The organism is Bradyrhizobium sp. AUGA SZCCT0283, from assembly GCF_018130385.1.
Taxonomy (GTDB): Bacteria; Pseudomonadota; Alphaproteobacteria; order Rhizobiales; family Xanthobacteraceae; genus Bradyrhizobium.
On record NZ_JAFCLU010000028.1, the window covers coordinates 19,342 to 37,517 of the forward strand.

Annotated in this window: 18 protein-coding genes and 1 pseudogene; 8 read left to right on the plus strand and 11 right to left on the minus strand. The window is 63.0% G+C overall.

The window, feature by feature from the left end:
- Positions 1 to 29 precede the first annotated feature (29 nt).
- Positions 30 to 1,259 carry an MFS transporter gene (locus JQ624_RS29410; RefSeq protein ID WP_212422404.1) on the plus strand — a complete coding sequence of 410 codons (1,230 nt, stop codon included), beginning with the start codon at positions 30 to 32 and terminating at the stop codon, positions 1,257 to 1,259.
- Here JQ624_RS29410 and tgt read toward each other — a convergent pair.
- Entirely contained in the window at positions 1,256 to 2,389 is a 1,134-nt protein-coding gene (gene tgt / locus JQ624_RS29415; protein WP_212422405.1) for a tRNA guanosine(34) transglycosylase Tgt, read from the minus strand. The genes JQ624_RS29410 and tgt overlap by 4 nt on opposite strands.
- 277 nt (positions 2,390 to 2,666) lie before the next feature.
- On the opposite strand from tgt, the gene JQ624_RS29420 reads away from it, so the two are divergent.
- A complete protein-coding gene (locus tag JQ624_RS29420; protein WP_212422406.1) occupies positions 2,667 to 3,692 on the plus strand; it encodes an aspartate-semialdehyde dehydrogenase in 1,026 nt (341 codons plus the stop codon).
- Positions 3,693 to 3,877: 185 nt separating this feature from the next.
- Here the strand turns inward: JQ624_RS29420 and JQ624_RS29425 are convergent, their stop codons facing one another.
- The 6 genes from JQ624_RS29425 to coaD form a co-directional block, all read right to left on the minus strand.
- On the minus strand, positions 3,878 to 5,179 hold the full coding sequence (locus tag JQ624_RS29425; protein WP_212422407.1) for a sorbosone dehydrogenase family protein: 1,302 nt from the start codon (positions 5,177 to 5,179) through the stop codon (positions 3,878 to 3,880).
- A 296-nt stretch (positions 5,180 to 5,475) separates the two neighbouring features.
- Positions 5,476 to 6,552, minus strand: a complete 1,077-nt coding sequence (queA, locus tag JQ624_RS29430) for a tRNA preQ1(34) S-adenosylmethionine ribosyltransferase-isomerase QueA (protein WP_212422408.1) — start codon at positions 6,550 to 6,552, stop codon at positions 5,476 to 5,478.
- Between the two features lie 142 nt (positions 6,553 to 6,694).
- Positions 6,695 to 7,159, minus strand: a complete 465-nt coding sequence (locus JQ624_RS29435; RefSeq protein ID WP_212422409.1) for a peptidylprolyl isomerase — start codon at positions 7,157 to 7,159, stop codon at positions 6,695 to 6,697.
- The gene (locus JQ624_RS29440) at positions 7,135 to 7,575 is read right to left on the minus strand and encodes a hypothetical protein (protein WP_212422410.1); all 441 of its coding nucleotides are present in this window, start codon (positions 7,573 to 7,575) and stop codon (positions 7,135 to 7,137) included. The genes JQ624_RS29435 and JQ624_RS29440 overlap by 25 nt, the downstream gene beginning before the upstream one ends.
- 4 nt (positions 7,576 to 7,579) lie before the next feature.
- Positions 7,580 to 8,122, minus strand: coding sequence for a peptidylprolyl isomerase (locus tag JQ624_RS29445; protein WP_212422411.1), 543 nt, complete (start codon positions 8,120 to 8,122; stop codon positions 7,580 to 7,582).
- A 52-nt stretch (positions 8,123 to 8,174) separates the two neighbouring features.
- Positions 8,175 to 8,672 carry a pantetheine-phosphate adenylyltransferase gene (gene coaD, locus JQ624_RS29450; RefSeq protein WP_212422412.1) on the minus strand — a complete coding sequence of 166 codons (498 nt, stop codon included), beginning with the start codon at positions 8,670 to 8,672 and terminating at the stop codon, positions 8,175 to 8,177.
- A 276-nt stretch (positions 8,673 to 8,948) separates the two neighbouring features.
- Between coaD and JQ624_RS29455 the strand changes: the two genes are divergently transcribed.
- Positions 8,949 to 9,206: a hypothetical protein gene (locus JQ624_RS29455; protein ID WP_212422413.1), complete on the plus strand. Its 258-nt coding sequence runs from the start codon at positions 8,949 to 8,951 to the stop codon at positions 9,204 to 9,206.
- A gap of 118 nt (positions 9,207 to 9,324) precedes the next feature.
- On the opposite strand, the gene JQ624_RS29460 is transcribed toward JQ624_RS29455, so the two are convergent.
- Positions 9,325 to 10,107, minus strand: a complete 783-nt coding sequence (locus JQ624_RS29460; protein WP_212422414.1) for a GntR family transcriptional regulator — start codon at positions 10,105 to 10,107, stop codon at positions 9,325 to 9,327.
- 124 nt (positions 10,108 to 10,231) lie between these two features.
- Between JQ624_RS29460 and pcaB the strand changes: the two genes are divergently transcribed.
- From pcaB to JQ624_RS29475, 3 genes are all read left to right on the plus strand, one after another.
- Entirely contained in the window at positions 10,232 to 11,581 is a 1,350-nt protein-coding gene (gene pcaB, locus JQ624_RS29465) for a 3-carboxy-cis,cis-muconate cycloisomerase (RefSeq protein ID WP_212422415.1), read from the plus strand.
- Between the two features lie 45 nt (positions 11,582 to 11,626).
- Positions 11,627 to 12,622, plus strand: a complete 996-nt coding sequence (locus tag JQ624_RS29470; RefSeq protein WP_212422416.1) for a tripartite tricarboxylate transporter substrate binding protein — start codon at positions 11,627 to 11,629, stop codon at positions 12,620 to 12,622.
- A gap of 170 nt (positions 12,623 to 12,792) precedes the next feature.
- Positions 12,793 to 13,284, plus strand: coding sequence for a YHS domain-containing (seleno)protein (locus JQ624_RS29475; RefSeq protein WP_212422417.1), 492 nt, complete (start codon positions 12,793 to 12,795; stop codon positions 13,282 to 13,284).
- Between the two features lie 6 nt (positions 13,285 to 13,290).
- On the opposite strand, the gene JQ624_RS29480 is transcribed toward JQ624_RS29475, so the two are convergent.
- Both JQ624_RS29480 and JQ624_RS39775 read right to left on the minus strand, forming a co-directional pair.
- Complete coding sequence (locus JQ624_RS29480; RefSeq protein ID WP_249130166.1) at positions 13,291 to 14,568, minus strand: tetratricopeptide repeat protein; 1,278 nt, start codon at positions 14,566 to 14,568, stop codon at positions 13,291 to 13,293.
- A 108-nt stretch (positions 14,569 to 14,676) separates the two neighbouring features.
- Positions 14,677 to 15,177 (minus strand): annotated as a pseudogene (locus tag JQ624_RS39775) (adenylate/guanylate cyclase domain-containing protein); the annotation flags it as partial.
- 292 nt (positions 15,178 to 15,469) lie between these two features.
- Here JQ624_RS39775 and JQ624_RS39780 point away from each other — a divergent pair.
- Positions 15,470 to 16,951: an ATP-binding protein gene (locus JQ624_RS39780; protein WP_409334383.1), complete on the plus strand. Its 1,482-nt coding sequence runs from the start codon at positions 15,470 to 15,472 to the stop codon at positions 16,949 to 16,951.
- A gap of 234 nt (positions 16,952 to 17,185) precedes the next feature.
- On the opposite strand, the gene JQ624_RS29490 is transcribed toward JQ624_RS39780, so the two are convergent.
- Complete coding sequence (locus tag JQ624_RS29490) at positions 17,186 to 17,434, minus strand: Ig-like domain-containing protein (RefSeq protein WP_249130167.1); 249 nt, start codon at positions 17,432 to 17,434, stop codon at positions 17,186 to 17,188.
- 94 nt (positions 17,435 to 17,528) lie between these two features.
- Here JQ624_RS29490 and JQ624_RS29495 point away from each other — a divergent pair, with 94 nt between their 5' ends.
- Positions 17,529 to 17,690 carry a hypothetical protein gene (locus JQ624_RS29495; protein ID WP_212422468.1) on the plus strand — a complete coding sequence of 54 codons (162 nt, stop codon included), beginning with the start codon at positions 17,529 to 17,531 and terminating at the stop codon, positions 17,688 to 17,690.
- Positions 17,691 to 18,176: the final 486 nt, after the last annotated feature.

Consider the following 18,176-nt stretch of genomic DNA (forward strand, 5'->3'; position numbering starts at 1 on the left):
CTATCTTATGTTTCGGGAGAGCGGAAACAATGGTCGCGGCAGGCCGCTTCTTTGGATGGTCGGTTGCCTGGTCAGCGTTCGCAATCGCCGTGTTTGCCTGGGGTATCGGCTTCTATGGCCCCTCGGTATTTCTGCAATCGCTGCATGAAACGCGGGGCTGGCCCATCTCGCAGATTTCGATGGCGGTCACCGGCCACTTCCTGCTCAGCGCGATCGTCATCGCCTGTTTGCCGGAGATTCACCGTCGACTTGGAATCGCCAAAACGACGTTCCTTGGTGCGGTCCTCACGGCGGCCGGCCTGATCTTGTGGTCCGGCGCGCGCGAGCCGTGGCAGTTGTTCGCCGCGGTAATCCCGAGCGGGGCCGGTTGGGCCATGACGAGCGGCGCTGCGCTGAACGCCATCGTGGCACGATGGTTCGATCGTGACCGGCCGATCGCGATAGCCCTTGCGTTCAATGGCGCCAGCGTCGGCGGCGTGCTGTTCGTGCCGATGTGGGTCTGGTTGATACGATCGATCGGATTCCCGTCCGCCGCGCTCCTGGTCGGCGGCTGCATGGTCGCTATGGTCGGATACCTCTGCGTCAGGTTCTTGGCCAAGTCCCCTGAAGACATGGGGCTTACGCCAGACGGCGACGCATCGCATCAGGCAGGCGCGAGGCCGAAGCCGAGACGGACGCGCATCGAGATCGTTCGAAGCTGGCTTTTCATTACGATTTCGGCAGCTTTCTCACTCGGGCTCTTCGCGCAGATCGGCCTGCTGGCCCACCTCGTGGCTCGTCTTTCGCCGGAGCTTGGAATTGAACAGGCCGGGCTTCTTGTCAGCCTGGCAACGGTATGCGCCGTCATTGGCCGGACCGCGGCCGGCAAGTGGATCGGCGAGCATGATCGTCGGTTCGTGGCTGCTGTCAACTTTGCCGTGCAGATCAGTGGTGTCCTGTTGTTGATCTTCGGTAGCGGATCGGCGGCTCTCACGCTTGGCTGCGTTCTGTTCGGTCTCGGAATCGGCAACCTGACCTCACTCCCTCCATTGATCGTACAGAAGGAGTTCGAACCCGCGGATGTCGCCACCGCGGTGGCGCTGATTATTGCGATCAACCAGGGGGTATTTGCATTCGCGCCTGCAATCATCGGCGCGATGCATGACACGACAGCCAATTATCAGTTGCCGTTCGCGCTCATTGCCCTGATCCAACTTCTGGCAGCGGCAATCATCCTGCTTGGCCGGAGGTCCACACGCACTCCGGCGACTTCACCCTAGCGCGGCGGTATATCGCCCTTCGCCCAGTCGGCGCGCGTTTGTTTTTGGAACGTCTCGAACGTACCGCCAGCGATCGCTTCGCGCATGCCCTGCATCAGGTGCTGGTAATAGGCCACGTTGATTTCCGACAGCAGCATCGCGCCGAGCGTTTCTCCTGACCTGACCAGATGATGCAGATAGGCGCGCGAAATGTTGCGCGCCGAGGGCCAGTCGCTTTCCTCATCTAACGGCCGCGGATCGTCAGCGTGGCGCGCGTTGCGCAGGTTGATCTGGCCGAAGCGGGTGAACGCCATGCCGTGGCGCCCGTTGCGGGTCGGCATCACGCAGTCGAACATGTCGATGCCGCGCGCCACCGCCTCCAGCAGATCCTCGGGCGTGCCGACGCCCATCAGGTAGCGCGGGCGATCCGCCGGCAGCGCCGGCGCGGTTTCCTCGATCATCGCAAGCATCACCGCCTGCGGCTCGCCGACCGCGAGCCCGCCGATCGCGTAGCCGTGGAAGCCGATCTCGACCAGTCCGCGCGCGTTGATGTGGCGCATCTCGGGAATATCGCCGCCCTGCACGATGCCAAACAGCATGTAGCCCTCAGGCGCGGTCTCGAACGCCCGCTTGCTGCGCTCCGCCCAGCGCAATGAAAGCCGCATCGCGCGCTCGATGTCGTCGCGCGCCGCCGGCAGCCGCACGCACTCGTCCATCTGCATGGCGATGTCGGCGCCGAGCAGCCGCTGCACCTCGATCGAACGCTCCGGCGACAGCTCGACCTTGGCGCCGTCGATATGCGAACGGAAGGTCACGGCCTTCTCGCTCACCTTGCGCAGGTCCGACAGCGACATCACCTGGAAGCCGCCGGAGTCCGTCAGCATCGGACCGTTCCAGCCGGTGAAGGTCTGCAGGCCCCCCAATGCTGCGATCCGCTCGGCGCCCGGCCGCAGCATCAGATGATAGGTATTGCCAAGCACGATGTCGGCGCCGGCGCCGCGCACTTCGCGCCAGTGCATGCCCTTCATGGCGCCGGCAGTGCCGACCGGCATGAAGGCCGGCGTGCGCACCACACCATGCGGCGTGGTCAGGCGGCCGGTGCGGGCGGCACCGTCAGTAGCGAGGAGCTCGAAATGGTTGGGAAGGCTCATGGGTGAGCTTATTGCGTGACAAAGCCACTCCGTTCAACCCGGTTTGGAGCGATTTCCGCCCAAAACCCGTTGACGGCGGCGCTTGTCTGCCGCATAAGTCCGCGCCATGACGACTTCGACCAAAGCGACCGCGAAAACCAAAGCACCCTCCGGGGGCTCGGGAGCCGTGCGCGCGTAGTCGAACGATCGCATTATCTGGACCGAAGCCCCGCCTGAAAAGGACCGGGGCTTTTTTATTGCCCGCAAGCCATGATGCTCAACCAAAGAGGATAGACCCGTGAGCTACGAACCCGTTGTTGCCATTGCCGGCGTAACCGGCGCGGTCGGCGCCGAATTCATCGCCACCATGGACAGGCGCGCCTTCCCGGTCCGCAAGCTCAAGGCGCTGGCCAGCGCCCGCTCAGCCGGCAAGACCATCGGCTTCCGCGGTGAGCGGATCGTGATCGAGGAGCTCACTGAAAAGTCGTTCGAGGGCGTCGACATTGCGCTGTTCTCGGCTGGCGGCGGCACCTCGCGGAAGTTCGCACCCGCTGCCGTGAAGGCCGGCGCGGTCGTGGTCGACAATTCCTCGGCGTTCCGGATGGATCCGAGCGTGCCGCTGGTAATCCCGGAGATCAACGCGGGCCGCATCCGCGACCACAAGGGCATCATCGCCAATCCGAACTGCTCGGCGATCACGGCGCTGGTACCGCTATGGCCGATCCACCGGCAGAACCGCATCAAGCGCATGATCGTGTCGACCTATCAGGCAGCGAGCGGCGCAGGCGCCGCTGCGATGGAAGAGCTGATGGAGTCGACCCGCGCCTATCTCGACGGCCGGCCTTTCACGCCCAAGGTGATCCCGCTCCCCTACGCCTTCAACGTCTTCAGCCACAACACGGCGATCGACCCCGAGACCGGCTACAACGACGAAGAGACCAAGGTGATCAAGGAGACCCGAAAGATCTTCGAGGACGATCAGATCGCCATCGGTGTCACCTGCGTCCGCGTGCCGGTGCTGCGCGCCCATTGCGAGGCGATCACCTTCGAATGCGAAAGGCCGATCACGGAAGCTGACGTGCGCGCCATCCTGGCCAACGCACCGGGCGTCAAGATCGTCGATGACCGGGCGAAGAACTACTTCCCGATGCCGATCGACGCGTCGGGCCAGGACGATGTTCTCGTCGGCCGCATCCGCAAGGATCTCAGCGATGCCTCAGGCCGCTCGATCTCGATGTTCGTGTCGGCCGACCAGCTCCTGAAGGGCGCCGCGCTCAACGCGATCCAGATCGCGGAGCTGTTGCCGCAGCGCGCGATGGCGTGAGTTGGCAAGACTGTAGCAAACGTTAAACCCTCATGGTGAGGAGGCGCGTAGCGCCGTCTCGAACCACGAGGCCCGGCTGGTGCCATTCATCCTTCGAGACGCCGCTCCGCGGCTCCTCAGGATGAGGTCTGACAGAAGTAGCGGGTGGGCACGGGCGCAAGTGCGCCTTTGCCCACTCTACGCACCTACGCACCCGTCACGCGCCAGATGACGTTGCCGACATCATCAGCCACCAGCAGCGAACCATCAGGCCCGAGCGTGACGCCGACCGGCCGTCCGTAGGAGACCTTCTCATCGGGTGCGAGAAATCCGGTCAAAATATCCCGCGCCGGGCCGGAGGGCCGCCCGTTCTCGAAGGGGACGAAGACGACGGCGTAGCCGCTCAGCGTGCTGCGATTCCAGGAGCCGTGCTGGCCGATCACCATGCCGTCCGGAAAGCCCGGCAGCGTGCCTGATGGCATCCAGCATAGACCGAGCGAGGCAGTGTGCCCGCCGAGCGCGTAGTCCGGTTGAATCGCCTTCGCGACCATGGCCGGATCCTGCGGCACCCGGTCGTCCACCGTCTGTCCCCAGTAGCAATAGGGCCAGCCGTAGAAGCCGCCGTCGCGGACCGAGGTCAGATAGTCCGGCGGCGTCTCGTCGCCGAGGCCGTCGCGCTCGTTGACGACCGTCCAGAGCACGCTTGTGTTGGGCTCCCATGCGAGCCCCACGGCGTTGCGCAGGCCGCTGGCAAAGATGCGGCTCGTACCGCCGGCCAAATCGAGCTCATAGATCGCGGCGCGGCCTTCCTCCACTTCCATACCACCCTCGGCGATGTTGCTGAGCGAACCGACGCCGGCATAGAGTTTTTTGCCGTCCGGGCTCGGCAGCAGGCTCCGTGTCCAGTGCCCGCCGGGTTTGAACGCGACGAGTTTCCGCCCCTCGGCAGTGATACGGTCCGCGCCCCCGGCATAGGGAAAGGCGACCACGCCGTCGGTGTTGCCGACATAGAAGGTGTCGCCCACCAGCGCCATGCCGAACGGCTGGCTCAGCCCTTCCATGAAAGCCCCGCGTCCTTCGGCAACGCCGTCACCATCGCGATCGCGCAACAAGGTGATGCGGTTGGCGCTGACGCCGAGCGCTGCGGCACGCCGCATCGTCGCCTGCATCGCATAATGGAACACGTTCCTGATTGGTCCTGCGATCTGGGTCGCCTCGGCGACGAGGACGTCGCCATTGGGCAGCACGTTGATCCAGCGCGGGTGGTCCAGATCTTTCGCAAACGCATTGACCTTGAGTCCGGGGGCTGCGGTTGGCTTTTGCCCGTCGCTCCAGCCCTGCGCCGACGGCATCTTGAGCGTCGGGATGGCGCCTTGCGGCTTCGCCTCTGGAATCTTCGGCACATTGCCCCAGGCCGGCTCCTGCGCGGCTCCCTGCAGCCGCCGCCACAGCAGCGCCGCAGCGCCGATCAGCGCGACGACGCGCGCGAAGATATCCGACATGCTCATGAAGTTCTCCAGATGATCGCGCGCACCCTATCCGACGCCAGGAAGCGTTGGAACCTCATCGTCGAGATACGGCGCATGCAGAGCACCCGCATGGTGGCAACGGTGCAACAGCGCACGCGAGATGCGTGGAAGCCGGTAGTTATACGATCTTGGCGGTAGCGGCCGAATCGAAGAGACAGATAGTGGCGCTTTATTGTCAGAGCGCTTCCTCCCTGAACCTTTGCCCGCCGCAGTGGCGGGCTTCTTTTTCAAGATGCCGGAACCCATGCACAGCGGCGAAGACGCCCGGCTTTGCCTCAATCCCGCGCGCGAAACAGCAGGCAGGCGTCCCCGTAGGAATAGAACCGGTATCCACGGGCGATCGCATGCGCATAGGCGCGCTTCATCGTGTCCAGCCCCGAGAACGCCGACACCAGCATGAACAGCGTCGAGCGCGGCAAATGGAAATTGGTCATGAGAATATCGACCGCACGAAAGCGATAGCCCGGCGTGATGAAGATCGAGGTCTCGCCGTCGAACGGCTGAATGGTGCCGTCTTCGGTTGTGGCGCTCTCCAATAGCCGGAGCGACGTGGTGCCGACCGCGACGATGCGTCCACCGCTGGCACGCGCGGCGTTCAGCGCCGCGGCGGTATCGGCCGAGATCGATCCCCACTCGGCATGCATCCTGTGTTCGGAGGTCTCCTCCACCTTGACCGGCAGGAAGGTCCCTGCCCCGACATGCAAGGTCAGCCGGTGCAGTTCGACACCGTGGCGGCGCAGCGCCGCTTCCAGCTCCGGCGTGAAATGCAGTCCCGCCGTTGGCGCAGCGACCGCGCCTTCATTCGCCGCGAACATGGTCTGGTAGTCGGCCGCATCGCGATCGTCGGGCGTGCGCTTGGAGGCGATGTAGGGCGGCAGCGGCGGCGCGCCGAGATCGGCGATGGCCTGATCGAGCGCCGGCCCATGAAACGAGAACGACAGCGTAATCTCGCCCTCGTCGCCCTTGGCCTCGACCTCGGCGTCGAGATGGCCGAGCAGGCAGACCTTGCCCTCATTGCCGAAGCGAACGACATCACCCGGCGCGAGTTTCTTCGCCGGCCTGACCAGCGCGCGCCAGCGCGAGCCGTCCAGCCGCTTGATCAAAGTCGCCTCGATCTTCGGCTCGGTCTCGCGACCGATACGGCGTCCCTTGAGTTGGGCGGAAATCACCCTGGTGTCGTTGACGACAAGCTGGTCGCCGGGCTCCAGCCATTGCGGCAGATCGGCGACGCTGCGGTCGCGCAGCACGCCGTCGGGCTGCACCACCAGCATGCGCGCGGTATCGCGCGGGCTTGCGGGCCGCAGCGCGATACTGGTGGCGGGAAGTTCGAAGTCGAAGAGATCGGTGCGCATCGGCCTTTTTGCCGGAGCGCCGGTTCCTCATCCTGACGGGCGCGTTAGCGCGTCTCGAAGGATGAGGCCCGTGTGCTGCAGCGTCCGTGGCCTCATGGTTCGAGACGCCTGCTTTGCAGGCTCCTCACCATGAGGGACTAAATCAAGCCGCGTCGACGGCCATGTGCGCCTTGACGATCTTGTCCGGATTCTGCACCGGCTCGCCGCGCTTGATCTTGTCGACGTTCTCCATGCCCGAGGTGACCTTGCCCCAGACCGTGTACTGGCCGTTGAGGAAGGAGGCGTCGTCGAAGCAGATGAAGAACTGGCTGTCGCCGGAATCCGGGCTCGCGGCGCGGGCCATCGAGGTGGTGCCGCGGACATGCGGTTCCTTGTTGAATTCGGCCTTCAGCTTCTTGCCGGAACCGCCGGTGCCGGTGCCGTGCGGGCAGCCGGTCTGCGCCATGAAGCCTTCGATGACGCGGTGGAACACGATGCCATCGTAAAAGCCGTCGCGCACCAGTTCCTTGATCCGGGCGACATGGCCCGGCGCCAAATCGGGCCGCATTTCGATGGTGACGGGGCCCTGGGTGGTTTCAAGGATCAAAGTATTTTCTGTATCAGCCATGCTCTTTTCTCTTCAGGTTTGGGTGGACGTTTGCGGGATCTGAAAGTGACCGCGAAAGGCCGGCCGGCAACCGCACCGCCCAGTCCCTCGGTAAATGGCAACGGCGCACAGCGTTGCAATGTTTCCATTACGGCAATTCGGTAGGCGATCCGGTCGTTGTCGCCGGCGTTTGCGGATTCATAGGTAATCCTGGGTTGACCGAGAATGGCGCCCTCGCGGTTGAAACTGACAATAACCGTAATGTCCATCGGGTTGGCGCGCGAGGCAGGCGGCGGCCGCCAGCAGGAATACAATTTGGCAAAGACATCCTTGATGGTGTCGAGTTGCTGCGGCTGGGCCGATGCGTGCGCCGCCGACGCAAGCCACACCAGAAAGGCGGCAAACCAGACAAATGGCTTGCGGCGCGGCGACGCCATGGCCTCACTTGACGTCGGATGCGACCTGCACCTTCACCATCTTGTCGGGATCGACCACAGGTTCGCCGCGCTTGATCTTGTCGACCACGTCCATGCCCGACACCACCTCGCCGATCACGGTGTACTTCCCGTTCAGCGAGGCGCCTTCGGCGAACATGATGAAGAACTGCGAATTGGCGGAATCGACGCTGGCCGCGCGCGCCATGCCGACGATGCCGCGCTTGAACGGCACGCTGGAGAATTCGGCCGTGAGGTTCGGATATTTCGAACCGCCGGTGCCGTTGAAATTCTTGCCGTCGCCGGTCTGCGCCATGAATCCCTCGATCACGCGATGGAACGGCACGTTGTTGTAGTAGCCCTCGCGCGCCAAGAGCTTGATGCGCTCGGCGTGCTGGGGCGCAAGGTCGGTGCGCAGCTTGATCACGATGCGGCCCTTGGTGGTGTCGATCACGATCGCATTCGCCTTGTCGAGATTGGCGGGCAGCGGCTGGGCGATCGCGGGAGCCGCAAGGAACAGCGCGGCGAGAACGGCGAGAATGCGGATCATGAAAGCTCCGGTCATGTGAAAACAGGAAAACGTGTTGTCGCGTACCAGCGGTTTAGCCCGCGAACTTGGTCTTCAGGCTGGCTGCGACCGATGGCGGCACGAAGGCCGATACGTCGCCGCCCATGGCCGCGATTTGGCGCACCAGTGTGGCGGTGATCGGGCGGACGGCGACCGAGGCCGGCAGGAACACCGTATGCACCTCCGGCGCCATGGTCTCGTTCATGCCTGCGATCTGCATCTCGTAGTCGAGATCGGTGCCGTCGCGCAGGCCGCGGATCATGATGGTGGCGCCGGCCTGTTGGGCCGCCGTGACCGTCAGATTGTCATAGGTGGTGCAGTCGAAGTCGCAGCCGGCCTTGGCCGCGATCGGGCCGAATACCGCCCGGACCATGTCCAGGCGCTCCTCGGTCGAAAACAGCGGTTTTTTGCCGGGGTGGACGCCGATGGCGACGATCAGGCGGTCACACAGGCCGACAGCGTTCTGGACCACGTCCAGATGGCCGTTGGTGACGGGATCGAATGAGCCGGGGTAAAGCGCGATGCGGGGCATAGGCCCGTCCTACCCCGCCCCGGGCGGCCGGGCAAGCCGGGCAAGGTTCCCTCCGACGCGGCTTTTTATTTCGGATCGGCCAATGAACCAGTCGTGGGGCCCGGGCGTCTCCCCTGGGCGAGCCGGGATTGTTTCTTCCGCCAATGGACGACGAAACAAAACTCGGCCGGGACGAAACCATTTTCGCAGCTGGCGAAGACCGCCGGAAACTTGCGCTGGCTACAAGTCCATCCAACGAAACGACGGGGCCGCCAAGGCCCATGACAGGGGACCGTCATGATCAAGGCTTTTTCCGCAATTGCTGTTGCTGCGTTCATTGCCGCCGCGCTGACCATATTGCCCGGCTTTGCCCCCCAGGTCGAAGCCAGTGTTCCGCAGGCGCTTGCCAAGGGTGACCGCCTCGATATCCGCACCGTCGGCAAGGATTGCTCGCAGCAGGCCTGGCCGAATTTCGAGGCTTCCTGCCTCCGCGCCGCCGGTTCCAAGTCGGTGGTTCGGGAAGCCCGCCTGGTTACCGCCGACCGTACCCCGTAACGGCGCAGCTTTCGTTCCGACCAACCTCCAAGGAACCGCAGTATTGGCGAGTAGGGATGCCCCCCTACTCGCCATTTGCGTTCTGGCCGCGTTGGCCTAGGCCAAATTCCCGCCGGCCTCAGGAACGCGATCTTGTCTTGCCGGAAGATCGCGTCGCGCTGCCCTCTGCCGTTCCCGGATTACCGACGCGCTTGAGCACCGATGTCACGACGTATCGGCCGGCCGGGTGAATGCTTTCCGATATTTCGAACAGGCGGCCGTGCGAATCCAGATATCGGCGGATGACTTCGAGCGCGGGCGATCCGGCTTCTGCTCCCAGCGCCTTGGCAAACTCGTTCGGAACGACGGTCGCCGCAACGGTCTGATGCACTTCGGAGGCGATCACGCCGTAACTGTCTGCAATCATATCGCAGACCAGGCGGCGATCTTTTCTGATATTGCTCACGGCGTCCGCATAGCTTTCCTCGACATAGCAATCGACCCAGGCCAATGGCGGGCTCCTGGGCTTTGTCGATGCGCGAACGTAGGCGATCCGCAGCCAGCGCGACCCCGGCTGGCAGCCGAAGCGCCGCGCCGCCTTGCGGTCCATCACGACGGTGTCGATGCTTCTGATGTCGCGATCCGTCGCAGCAGCCAGCGCCACGAGATCGCTCAATGAGCCGAGCGTCTGCTGAAAACTCTCCTGCGGACGTTCGCGCGTCTCCACCCGCGTGCCGGAGCCTTTTCGACGCGACACCGCCCCAAGCTCCGTGAGCCGGCGCATCGCCGCACGCACGGTCTGCCGGCTGACATCGTAGCGCGCGGCAAGCTCCAGCTCGGTCGGTACCAGGCCGCCGATGGGGTACTGGCCCCGGTGGATCGCCTCCAGCAAATCGCGGGCGATATCCTCGTAAATTGGCATGTCGAACGGTTCTCGCGGTCGGTGTGTTGCTTAGCACGACTGGAGCGGACCGACACCGCCGCTTGACAAATTTGTACGTATCAATCATATGGCCGTACATATTAACGGGAGGTGAAACAGCCGCATGGCCAGCACCATGTTCGACAGCGTCCTCTATCGCGACGTGTTTTCGACGCCGGCCATGCGCGCGGTGTTTTCCGACGAAGCTCAGCTCAAAGCCTATGTGCAGGCCGAGGTGGCGCTTGCCGTGGCCCAGGGCGAAGCCAACGTGATCCCGCGCGAGGCGGCCGAGGCGATCGCGCGGCAGGCCCCGGCGATCGTGCTCGATAGCGAGCAGTTGAAACGCGACACCGAGAACGTCGGCTATCCCATCGTAGGCCTGGTGCGCCAGCTCTCGCAGCAGCTCGGCGAGGCCGGCCGCTACGTGCATTGGGGGGCGACGACCCAGGACATCATGGACACGGCGACCGTGCTGCAATTGCGCGAGGCGGTGGCGCTGATCGAAGCCCAGCTCGCCGAGGTCATGGCCACGCTTGCCGATCTCGCCCGCCTCCATCGCGATACGCCGATGGCGGGGCGGACCCATCTTCAGCAGGCCCTGCCGATCACGTTCGGGCACAAGGTTGCGATCTGGCTTTCGGCGCTGCAGCGCTTGGCCGATCGGCTCGAACAAGCCAAGCCTCGCGCGCTTCAGGCGCAGCTCGGAGGCGCGGTGGGGACGCTGGCCTCCCTCGGCGACCGGGGACTGGATGTGCGCGCCGCCTACGCGCGCGCCCTCGGTCTCACTGAGCCTGACATCACCTGGCACGTCGCCCGCGACGGGCTGGTCGAAATGGTCCAGACGCTTGCCGTGATCTGCGGCGCGCTCGGCAAGATCGGCTATGACGTCATGATCTTGATGGCGACCGAGATCGGCGAGGTGTTCGAGCCCTTCGCCTCGCATCGCGGCGCATCCTCGACCATGCCGCAGAAGCGCAATCCGATCTCGTCGGAAGTTCTGCTGGCAAACGCAAAAATGTCCCGCGACGCCGCTTCGCTGATGCTCGACAGCATGGTGCAGGATCTCGAGCGCGCCACCGGGCCCTGGCACTGCGAATGGCTCGCACTGCCCCAGGTCTGCTTTCTCACGGCCGGATCGCTGGCGCAGGCGCAATTCATGCTTTCCGGCCTGATCGTCGATCAGGCGGCGATGAAGCGAAACCTCGATTCGACCCGCGGGCTGATCGTGGCTGAAGCGGTCATGATGGGGCTCGCGCCGGCGCTGGGCCGCCAGCAGGCGCATGACGAAGTCTATGCCGCCTGCCGCGAGGCGTTCGACCGTAGCGAAGCGCTCCTCGATGCGTTGCTGCGACGGCCGGCGATCGCATCCGCCCTGCCCCGCGACCGGCTCGCCGCCTTGTGCGAGCCGTCGAATTATCTCGGAACGGCCGGGGCGATGGTGGACCGCGTGCTCGCGCGTCACATCAAACGATAAGCAAACGATCAACGCAAAATAATCAACACTTGGGAGGATCTCTTCATGGCGTCCCGAATTCTTGACCGCCGCGCCGTCACGTTCGGCCTGGCAGGCGCACTCTGCATGCCTTCGATTCTTCGTGCGCAAACGAACTATCCGGAAAAACCGATCACCGTCATCGTGCCGTTCGCCGCCGGCGGGCCGACCGACGCGATCGCGCGGATCTATGCCGAATTCCTCTCGCGTGATCTCGGGCAAACGCTCGTGATCGAAAACGTCGCAGGTGCCGGTGGAACGATCGGCTCGACCCGGGCCGCGCGCGCGACGCCTGACGGCTATACCATCCAGATCGGCCAGGCCGGCACGCATGTTTCCAGTGTCGGGCTCTACAAGAACCTGAAGTACAACCCGATCACGGATTACGAACATCTGGGATTGCTCGGCGACCTTCCGCAGGTGCTGATCGTCAAGCGCGACCTTCCGCCTGATAACTTCAAGGCATTCGTGGAATATGTCCGCGCCAACGAGGCCCAGCTCAACGTCGGCACCGCCGGCCCCGGCTCATCGGCGCATATGGGCGCCGCCATGCTGAACGTGCGACTCGGAACGAAAGTCAATCTGGCCTCGTATCGCGGAACGGGTCCGGCGATGAACGATCTCATCGCGGGCCAGATCGACTACATGGTCGAAGTGTCACTCACCGCGCTGGCCCAGATTCAGGCGAAAACCGTGCGGCCGCTGGCGGTGTTCCGGTCGGCGCGGATTTCCACCCTTCCCGAGGTGCCCTCCACCAACGAGTTCGGCGTCGATGGCCTCGACTTCCCGGTCTGGCTCGGATTCCTTGCGCCCAAGGGGACGCCGCAACCGATCGTGGAGCGGTTGAACGCCTCGATCCGCAAGGCGACCCGGGATGCGACCTTGCGCGCCCGCCTCGCCCCGCTCGGTCTGGAAATGCCGGAGGAAGCGACCAATACCCCCACCGGCTTCCGCAACTACGTCCAGTCTGAAATCGATCGCTGGGTGCCGCTGATCCAGAAAGCCGGCCTGACGATTGATTGACGTCTGCGCGTAGCCCGGATGAAGCGGAGCGAAATCCGGGACAGTCTCGCCTGCGGATAGGCTGATCCCGCCCTGAACGGACTCGAGGACGTCTCAACTGGTTTGGCTTGTCGTTGGCGCATACTAATCATAAAATGTGGGTTCATCCGCTCTCAGAAGAGGAGCGAGCAATGAAACAACTCGGAGTTTCACTGACTCTAGCTGGCTTTGTTGCAACCCTGTTGCTCGTATCAGGCGCGGTTGCGCAAACCACCCCCGATCGCCTCGCCCTTAAAGGCTATGACCCGGTGGCCTACTTCACCGAGCAACGCCCGATGCTCGGCAATACGCAATACCAACACGAGTGGGACGGCGCCATCTACCGGTTTGCGTCGGCCAAGCACCTCGAAATGTTCAAGGCCGAACCTGATCGCTATCTACCGCAGTACAATAATTGGTGTGCGGCGTCGGTTGCGAAAGGCGAAAAGGTATACGGCAATCCGGAATGGTGGCTGGTGGTTGACGATCGCCTGTATTTGTTCGGAAGGCCGATCGGCCCCGATCTGATGAAGGCTGATCGAGCGGCGATGAAGAGCCAAGCTGACGAAAATTGGTTGAAAGTCTCTCGCCTGCCGACCCCGCCGGTACCGGACTACATGCGCGGCGCGGGTGAGCCAAGATAAGCGGGCTTACAAGCCGGCCGCCTTCAAGCCGTTCTGTAGATACGCGGCGTGGGCGGGATCCTTGAAGCGGGACCCGACGTTGTCCGTATCGAGAAACGGCAGGCGGCGGCGGAGCGCCTCGACATAGCGCGCCGCCTGCTCCTTGCGTCCGAGTTGCGCGGCCGCCGCGGCGGCCGGCAAATTGAACATGGGAAAATCCGGATAACGCGCGAGCCCCCGTTCGGCGATGCGCAGGGCATCCTCGTGCTGGCGCGCGAGGTAATAAGCCAGAGCCAGATCGAAAACGTGGTTCGGCTCAAGCGTGGGATCGAGTTTCAGTGCCAACTGGAGCGAGCCGATCGCTTCGGCTATTTGACCCGAGAATGATTGCAATCCCCCCCATACCGCCAAGGCATTGGCATCGCTCGGATTGATTTCAATCGCGCGTTTGAGCGCGTGCTGTGCCTGATCGTATTCAGCGCGCGCAAGATGAATGCGACCAAGGGCGCGGTATCCGTCGGGCTCGTCGGGCGCCAGCGCGATCGCTTTGCGTGCTTCAGCAGCGCCGCGCGCAAGTTCGCGATCGGTGAATTCCGTCCAGCCCAGAACCGCTTGCGAGTAAAGCGCCTCGGCCAACAGAGCCCGCGCCATGGCATAGTTCGGATCCAGTTCGATCGCCTTGGCGACCAGCTCGCGAAAACGCCGGTTTACCGTGCGGGTCGATGCATGACCGAGGGCGCGGGCGCGCAATACGAGGTCGAAGGCGTTGGGATTCGGCTTTGGCTGGTCAAGCGATCGCCGGCCTTCGACCATGGCGATGTTAGCGGCCAGCGTGCCCGCGATCCGACGCGCGATGGTGTCCTGAAACTCAAAAATATCGGCAAGCTCGCCATCGAAGCGATCGCTCCACAGGACCGTGCCGGTTCGCGACTCGGTCAGTTGCGAGGTGATGCGCACCTGGCTGGCGGAGCGCCGCACGCTTCCTTCGACAAGGTAGGTTGCGCCCAGTTCGGAGGCGATCTCTTGCTGCGTCGCCGGTCTTTTCTTATAGGGCAGCACAGCATTGCGGCCGATTACGCGCAAGGTGTTAAATCGGCCGAGGGCATTGATGACCTCTTCGGTCGCACCGTCGACGAAATAATCTTGGCCGTCGTCGCCGGTTTGATTGGCGAAGGGCAGCACCGCGATGATCGGCATCGCGGTGACGGCAATCGGCTTTGATGGGGCGGAAGTCCGCGCGACATCGGGCCGGTCGCGGAACAGAGCAACCCATGCGACCGTCGCCAGGATCGCGGCGACCGTCATCGCCGCGCCCGCTGCGGCTCGCATCGACCATCGCCGTTTCCGCTCGGTTGGTGACGTTAGCGCATCGGCGGTAGCCGCCACCGACGGCTCGATTCGATAGACCCTGATGGGATTCGAAATATTCTTCAGGCTCTGCTCGCCGGCGTCGGCGATGGCAATATCGAGCTTGCCTCGCACCTGCCGGTATGCGTCCTCGGACAGGCAAATGCCGCCCGGCGGCGCGATCTGCTCAAGCCGCGCCGCAATATTGACGCCGTCACCGAACACGTCGCCCTTGTCGACGATCACGTCGCCGATATGGACGCCGATCCGAAATTCGATACGGTTGCCGGCCGAGATGTCCCGGTTGCGCTTTGCCATTCCGCTCTGCATCGCCACGGCGCAAGAGACTGCCTCGACGATCGACGGGAACCTGAGCAGGAGGCCGTCGCCTGTGGTCTTGACGATGTGTCCTTTGTGCGCGGCAATGAGCGGATCCATTAACTCCTTGCGATGGCCTTTCAACGCCAAGTGAGTGCCTTTTTCGTCCGTGCCCATTAGGCGCGAATATCCCACCACATCGGCCGCGACGATCGCAGTAAGATGACGCTCAATAGGAGCAGTCGACACAATTGAGGTTCCAGAATTGAATGACTGAGCATTGTAGCGCCATTCGCCACTAGAGTGCAGTACGTGTTTCTCGACATATCGCTCCCGCTCTCACTGACTCAGGGCAAGCGAGACCGCTGGTGGCCCCTTCTCGGATGCAGCCAGCTCCGGTGAGCATCTGCTTTAACGCGAGCAGCGGACGCGGCAAGAACCCAGCCGTGACTTCTGTTTTGACACGTGCAGACCACGGATGCCCTTCCCCTTTGCCGGCTTAAGCCGGTACGATGGCTTATCCTGAGGCTTGGGACAGGCAATGAAGGCAGGCGACAGACCAACCAGGTCGCGAAGCCACGCGACGACCACGGCAAAGCGCCGCCAGGCTCCAAAAGGGCGCGTCTCCAGCCCAGCAAAAACCAAAATCGAAAGCCCCGCCCAAACCGAAGCCGAACGGCTTTCTCTCGAACTTCAGGAAGCCAGGGAGCGGCAGGCAGCGACAGCCGAGGTCTTGAGCCTCATCTCGGACTCGCCGACCGGCATCCAGCCGGTGTTCGACAGGATCGTCAGGAACGCCGCGCGGCTGTGCCAGAGTGTGCTGAGCGCCGTCTATCGCCGGGAGGGGGACCATGTCCATCTGGTCGCCTACGACCAGTTCTCGGCGGAATCGGTGGCCGCGGTGCGCAAGGCCTACCCGGCCCCGCTGACCAGCAAAAACCTGATCTCGGTCGCCATCCGCGAGCGCCGCGTCGTGCACGAGGCGGACGTGCTCATCTCCGGCGGATACAGCGAGCTGCAGCGAACGTCGGGCTATCGCAGTATCCTCGTCGTGCCGATGCTGCGCGACGAGGTCGCGATCGGCGCCATCGCGGTGATGCGGCTGGAGCCGCAATTATTTCCCAAGGCGCAGGTCGAACTCCTGAAAACCTTCGCGGGTCAGGCGGTCGTCGCCATCGAGAATACGCGGCTGTTCACCGAGGTCCAGGAACGCACAAGGCAACTGTCGCAATCGCTCGAGGATCTCCGCGCCGCGCAGGACAGTCTCGTCCAGACCGAGAAACTGGCCGCGCTGGGAAGGTTGGTGGCGGGGGTCGCTCACGAGCTCAATACCCCCGTCGGTACCAGCCTGACTGTCGCCTCCGCATTCCTGAACAAGGCGGATCGATTTGAAGCCGATGTCGCCAGGGGCGGCGTGCGCCGGTCGACCTTGGCTGAATTCATTGCGACGGGCCGGGAGGCAGCATCGCAAATCATGACCAACCTCAACCACGCGATCGATCTGATACAGTCGTTCAAGCAGGTGGCGGCGGATCGCAACGTTTCGGACCGGAGAGCCTTTGATCTCGGCCAGGTGACCGAGCAGGTCATCAAAGGACTGCGGTTCGGGCTGCGCAGAAATCTTGTGGTCAGCGTCGAATGCGAGCCTGATCTGGCCATGAACAGCTATCCCGGACCTTACGGCCAGGTGCTCACCAACCTGGTTATCAATTCCGCGGTGCACGCCTATCCGGACGGCGCGCGAGGATCCGTCCATATTGCGGCGCAGGCGTCGGGCAAACACAGCGTTGAAGTGCTGCTTTCAGACGACGGCTGCGGCATGAGCCCGGAGGTCAAGCGCCAGGTGTTCGATCCATTTTTCACGACCCGCCGCGACCAGGGCAGCACTGGCCTCGGATTGCACATCGTCCACAACATCGTGACCAATCGCTTGGGGGGCCGGATCAATCTGGAAACCAGACCTGGCGCGGGAACGAAAATCCGGATCATCGTGCCACGCGAAGCGCCGTTTGCCGCAGAGTGATGCGCATCAAACGAACTGCCCGCACCGCCGGCCAGTGTGATGAATTCGTGTCGTCTCATGCGGAATCGAGCGAAAGTCGGAATCGGGGGGTGAGCGACCACTGCGCTCATCCGCCGATTTTGGCGACGCGTCGGTCCGCCATCGTTACGATCTAGCCGCTGTTGCCGTTCTCGCCGTTCTTCGTCGTCACCGATATTCTCGACCGACACCACGAGATGTCGGCAAAGCGCGACGCTATTGAACCGTTGCGTTCATGGTGATGACGGACGTGCCGGAAGCCATCGGACTTTTACCCGTCGCCTGAACGGCGAAAGTATCGGTGCCTTTATATCCAGCCTTCGCTGTATATTGGTAAGTGGATACGTTGAGCTTCTTCAATGTCCCGTGTGCGGGCTTTTGTGAAATGGACGAACTCTTCATCACGCCCGCAATTCTGATGGGAAATAAGCAACTTCCCCCGGAAGCGACGTTAAAATAGCCCATCGAGTTTATGCCCCAACCTGACAATGTTCCCGATATTGGGCACTCAGAAGCGGCCCGCGCCAACGAGACAGATACTAAACCTGGAGCCGCAACGATGAACGCCAAAGCGATAACTTTTGATGTTCGCATGATGTCCTCCCGTTTTTTCAGCTTTACAAAATCTCCTTCTCCTGCGGGCTTCGCTTGGATCAAAGAAATGCTCGAACTATCGCGTCGCTTCCGCAGCGCCGATACTTCCGGCGTGAAGTTTGACTGATCTGCCGACCTTAAAGTGGTGCTCCCTTAAGTAAGGTTTTTGACATCGGCGCGACCGAGGGACTGTCAATCTGAGGCGGGACCTGGCGCAGCGTCGTTGATCGTCGGCGAACCGACGCCACTCCCAAGGCGCTGACGCTCTTGACCGCAGGCCCAGCTCAAGGCCGCCTAGCAGCCGCTAGGCTCAAGTGCGATGCGGCCGTTTTATACAACCCATTGATCTTGTCCGCCACGTTGGATTTCATCAGGTCGGTCGCGATCATTGACTCTTCAACGTAATCACATTTGGCGTACTCAAACTCGCCTAAGTCAAAATTCAAGCGTGCCGGCACTGCCTCAGAGGCCAATAGATCGCCGGGCCAAAACCTGAAATATCTCGCTTTGGGAGATGGCCCAACTCAACAACTGAACGAAGGAGAGAATGATGCGCTCACTCTTACTCGCTGCGCTCGGCATCACTGCGTTCTCCGCTGCACCTGTCGAGCGC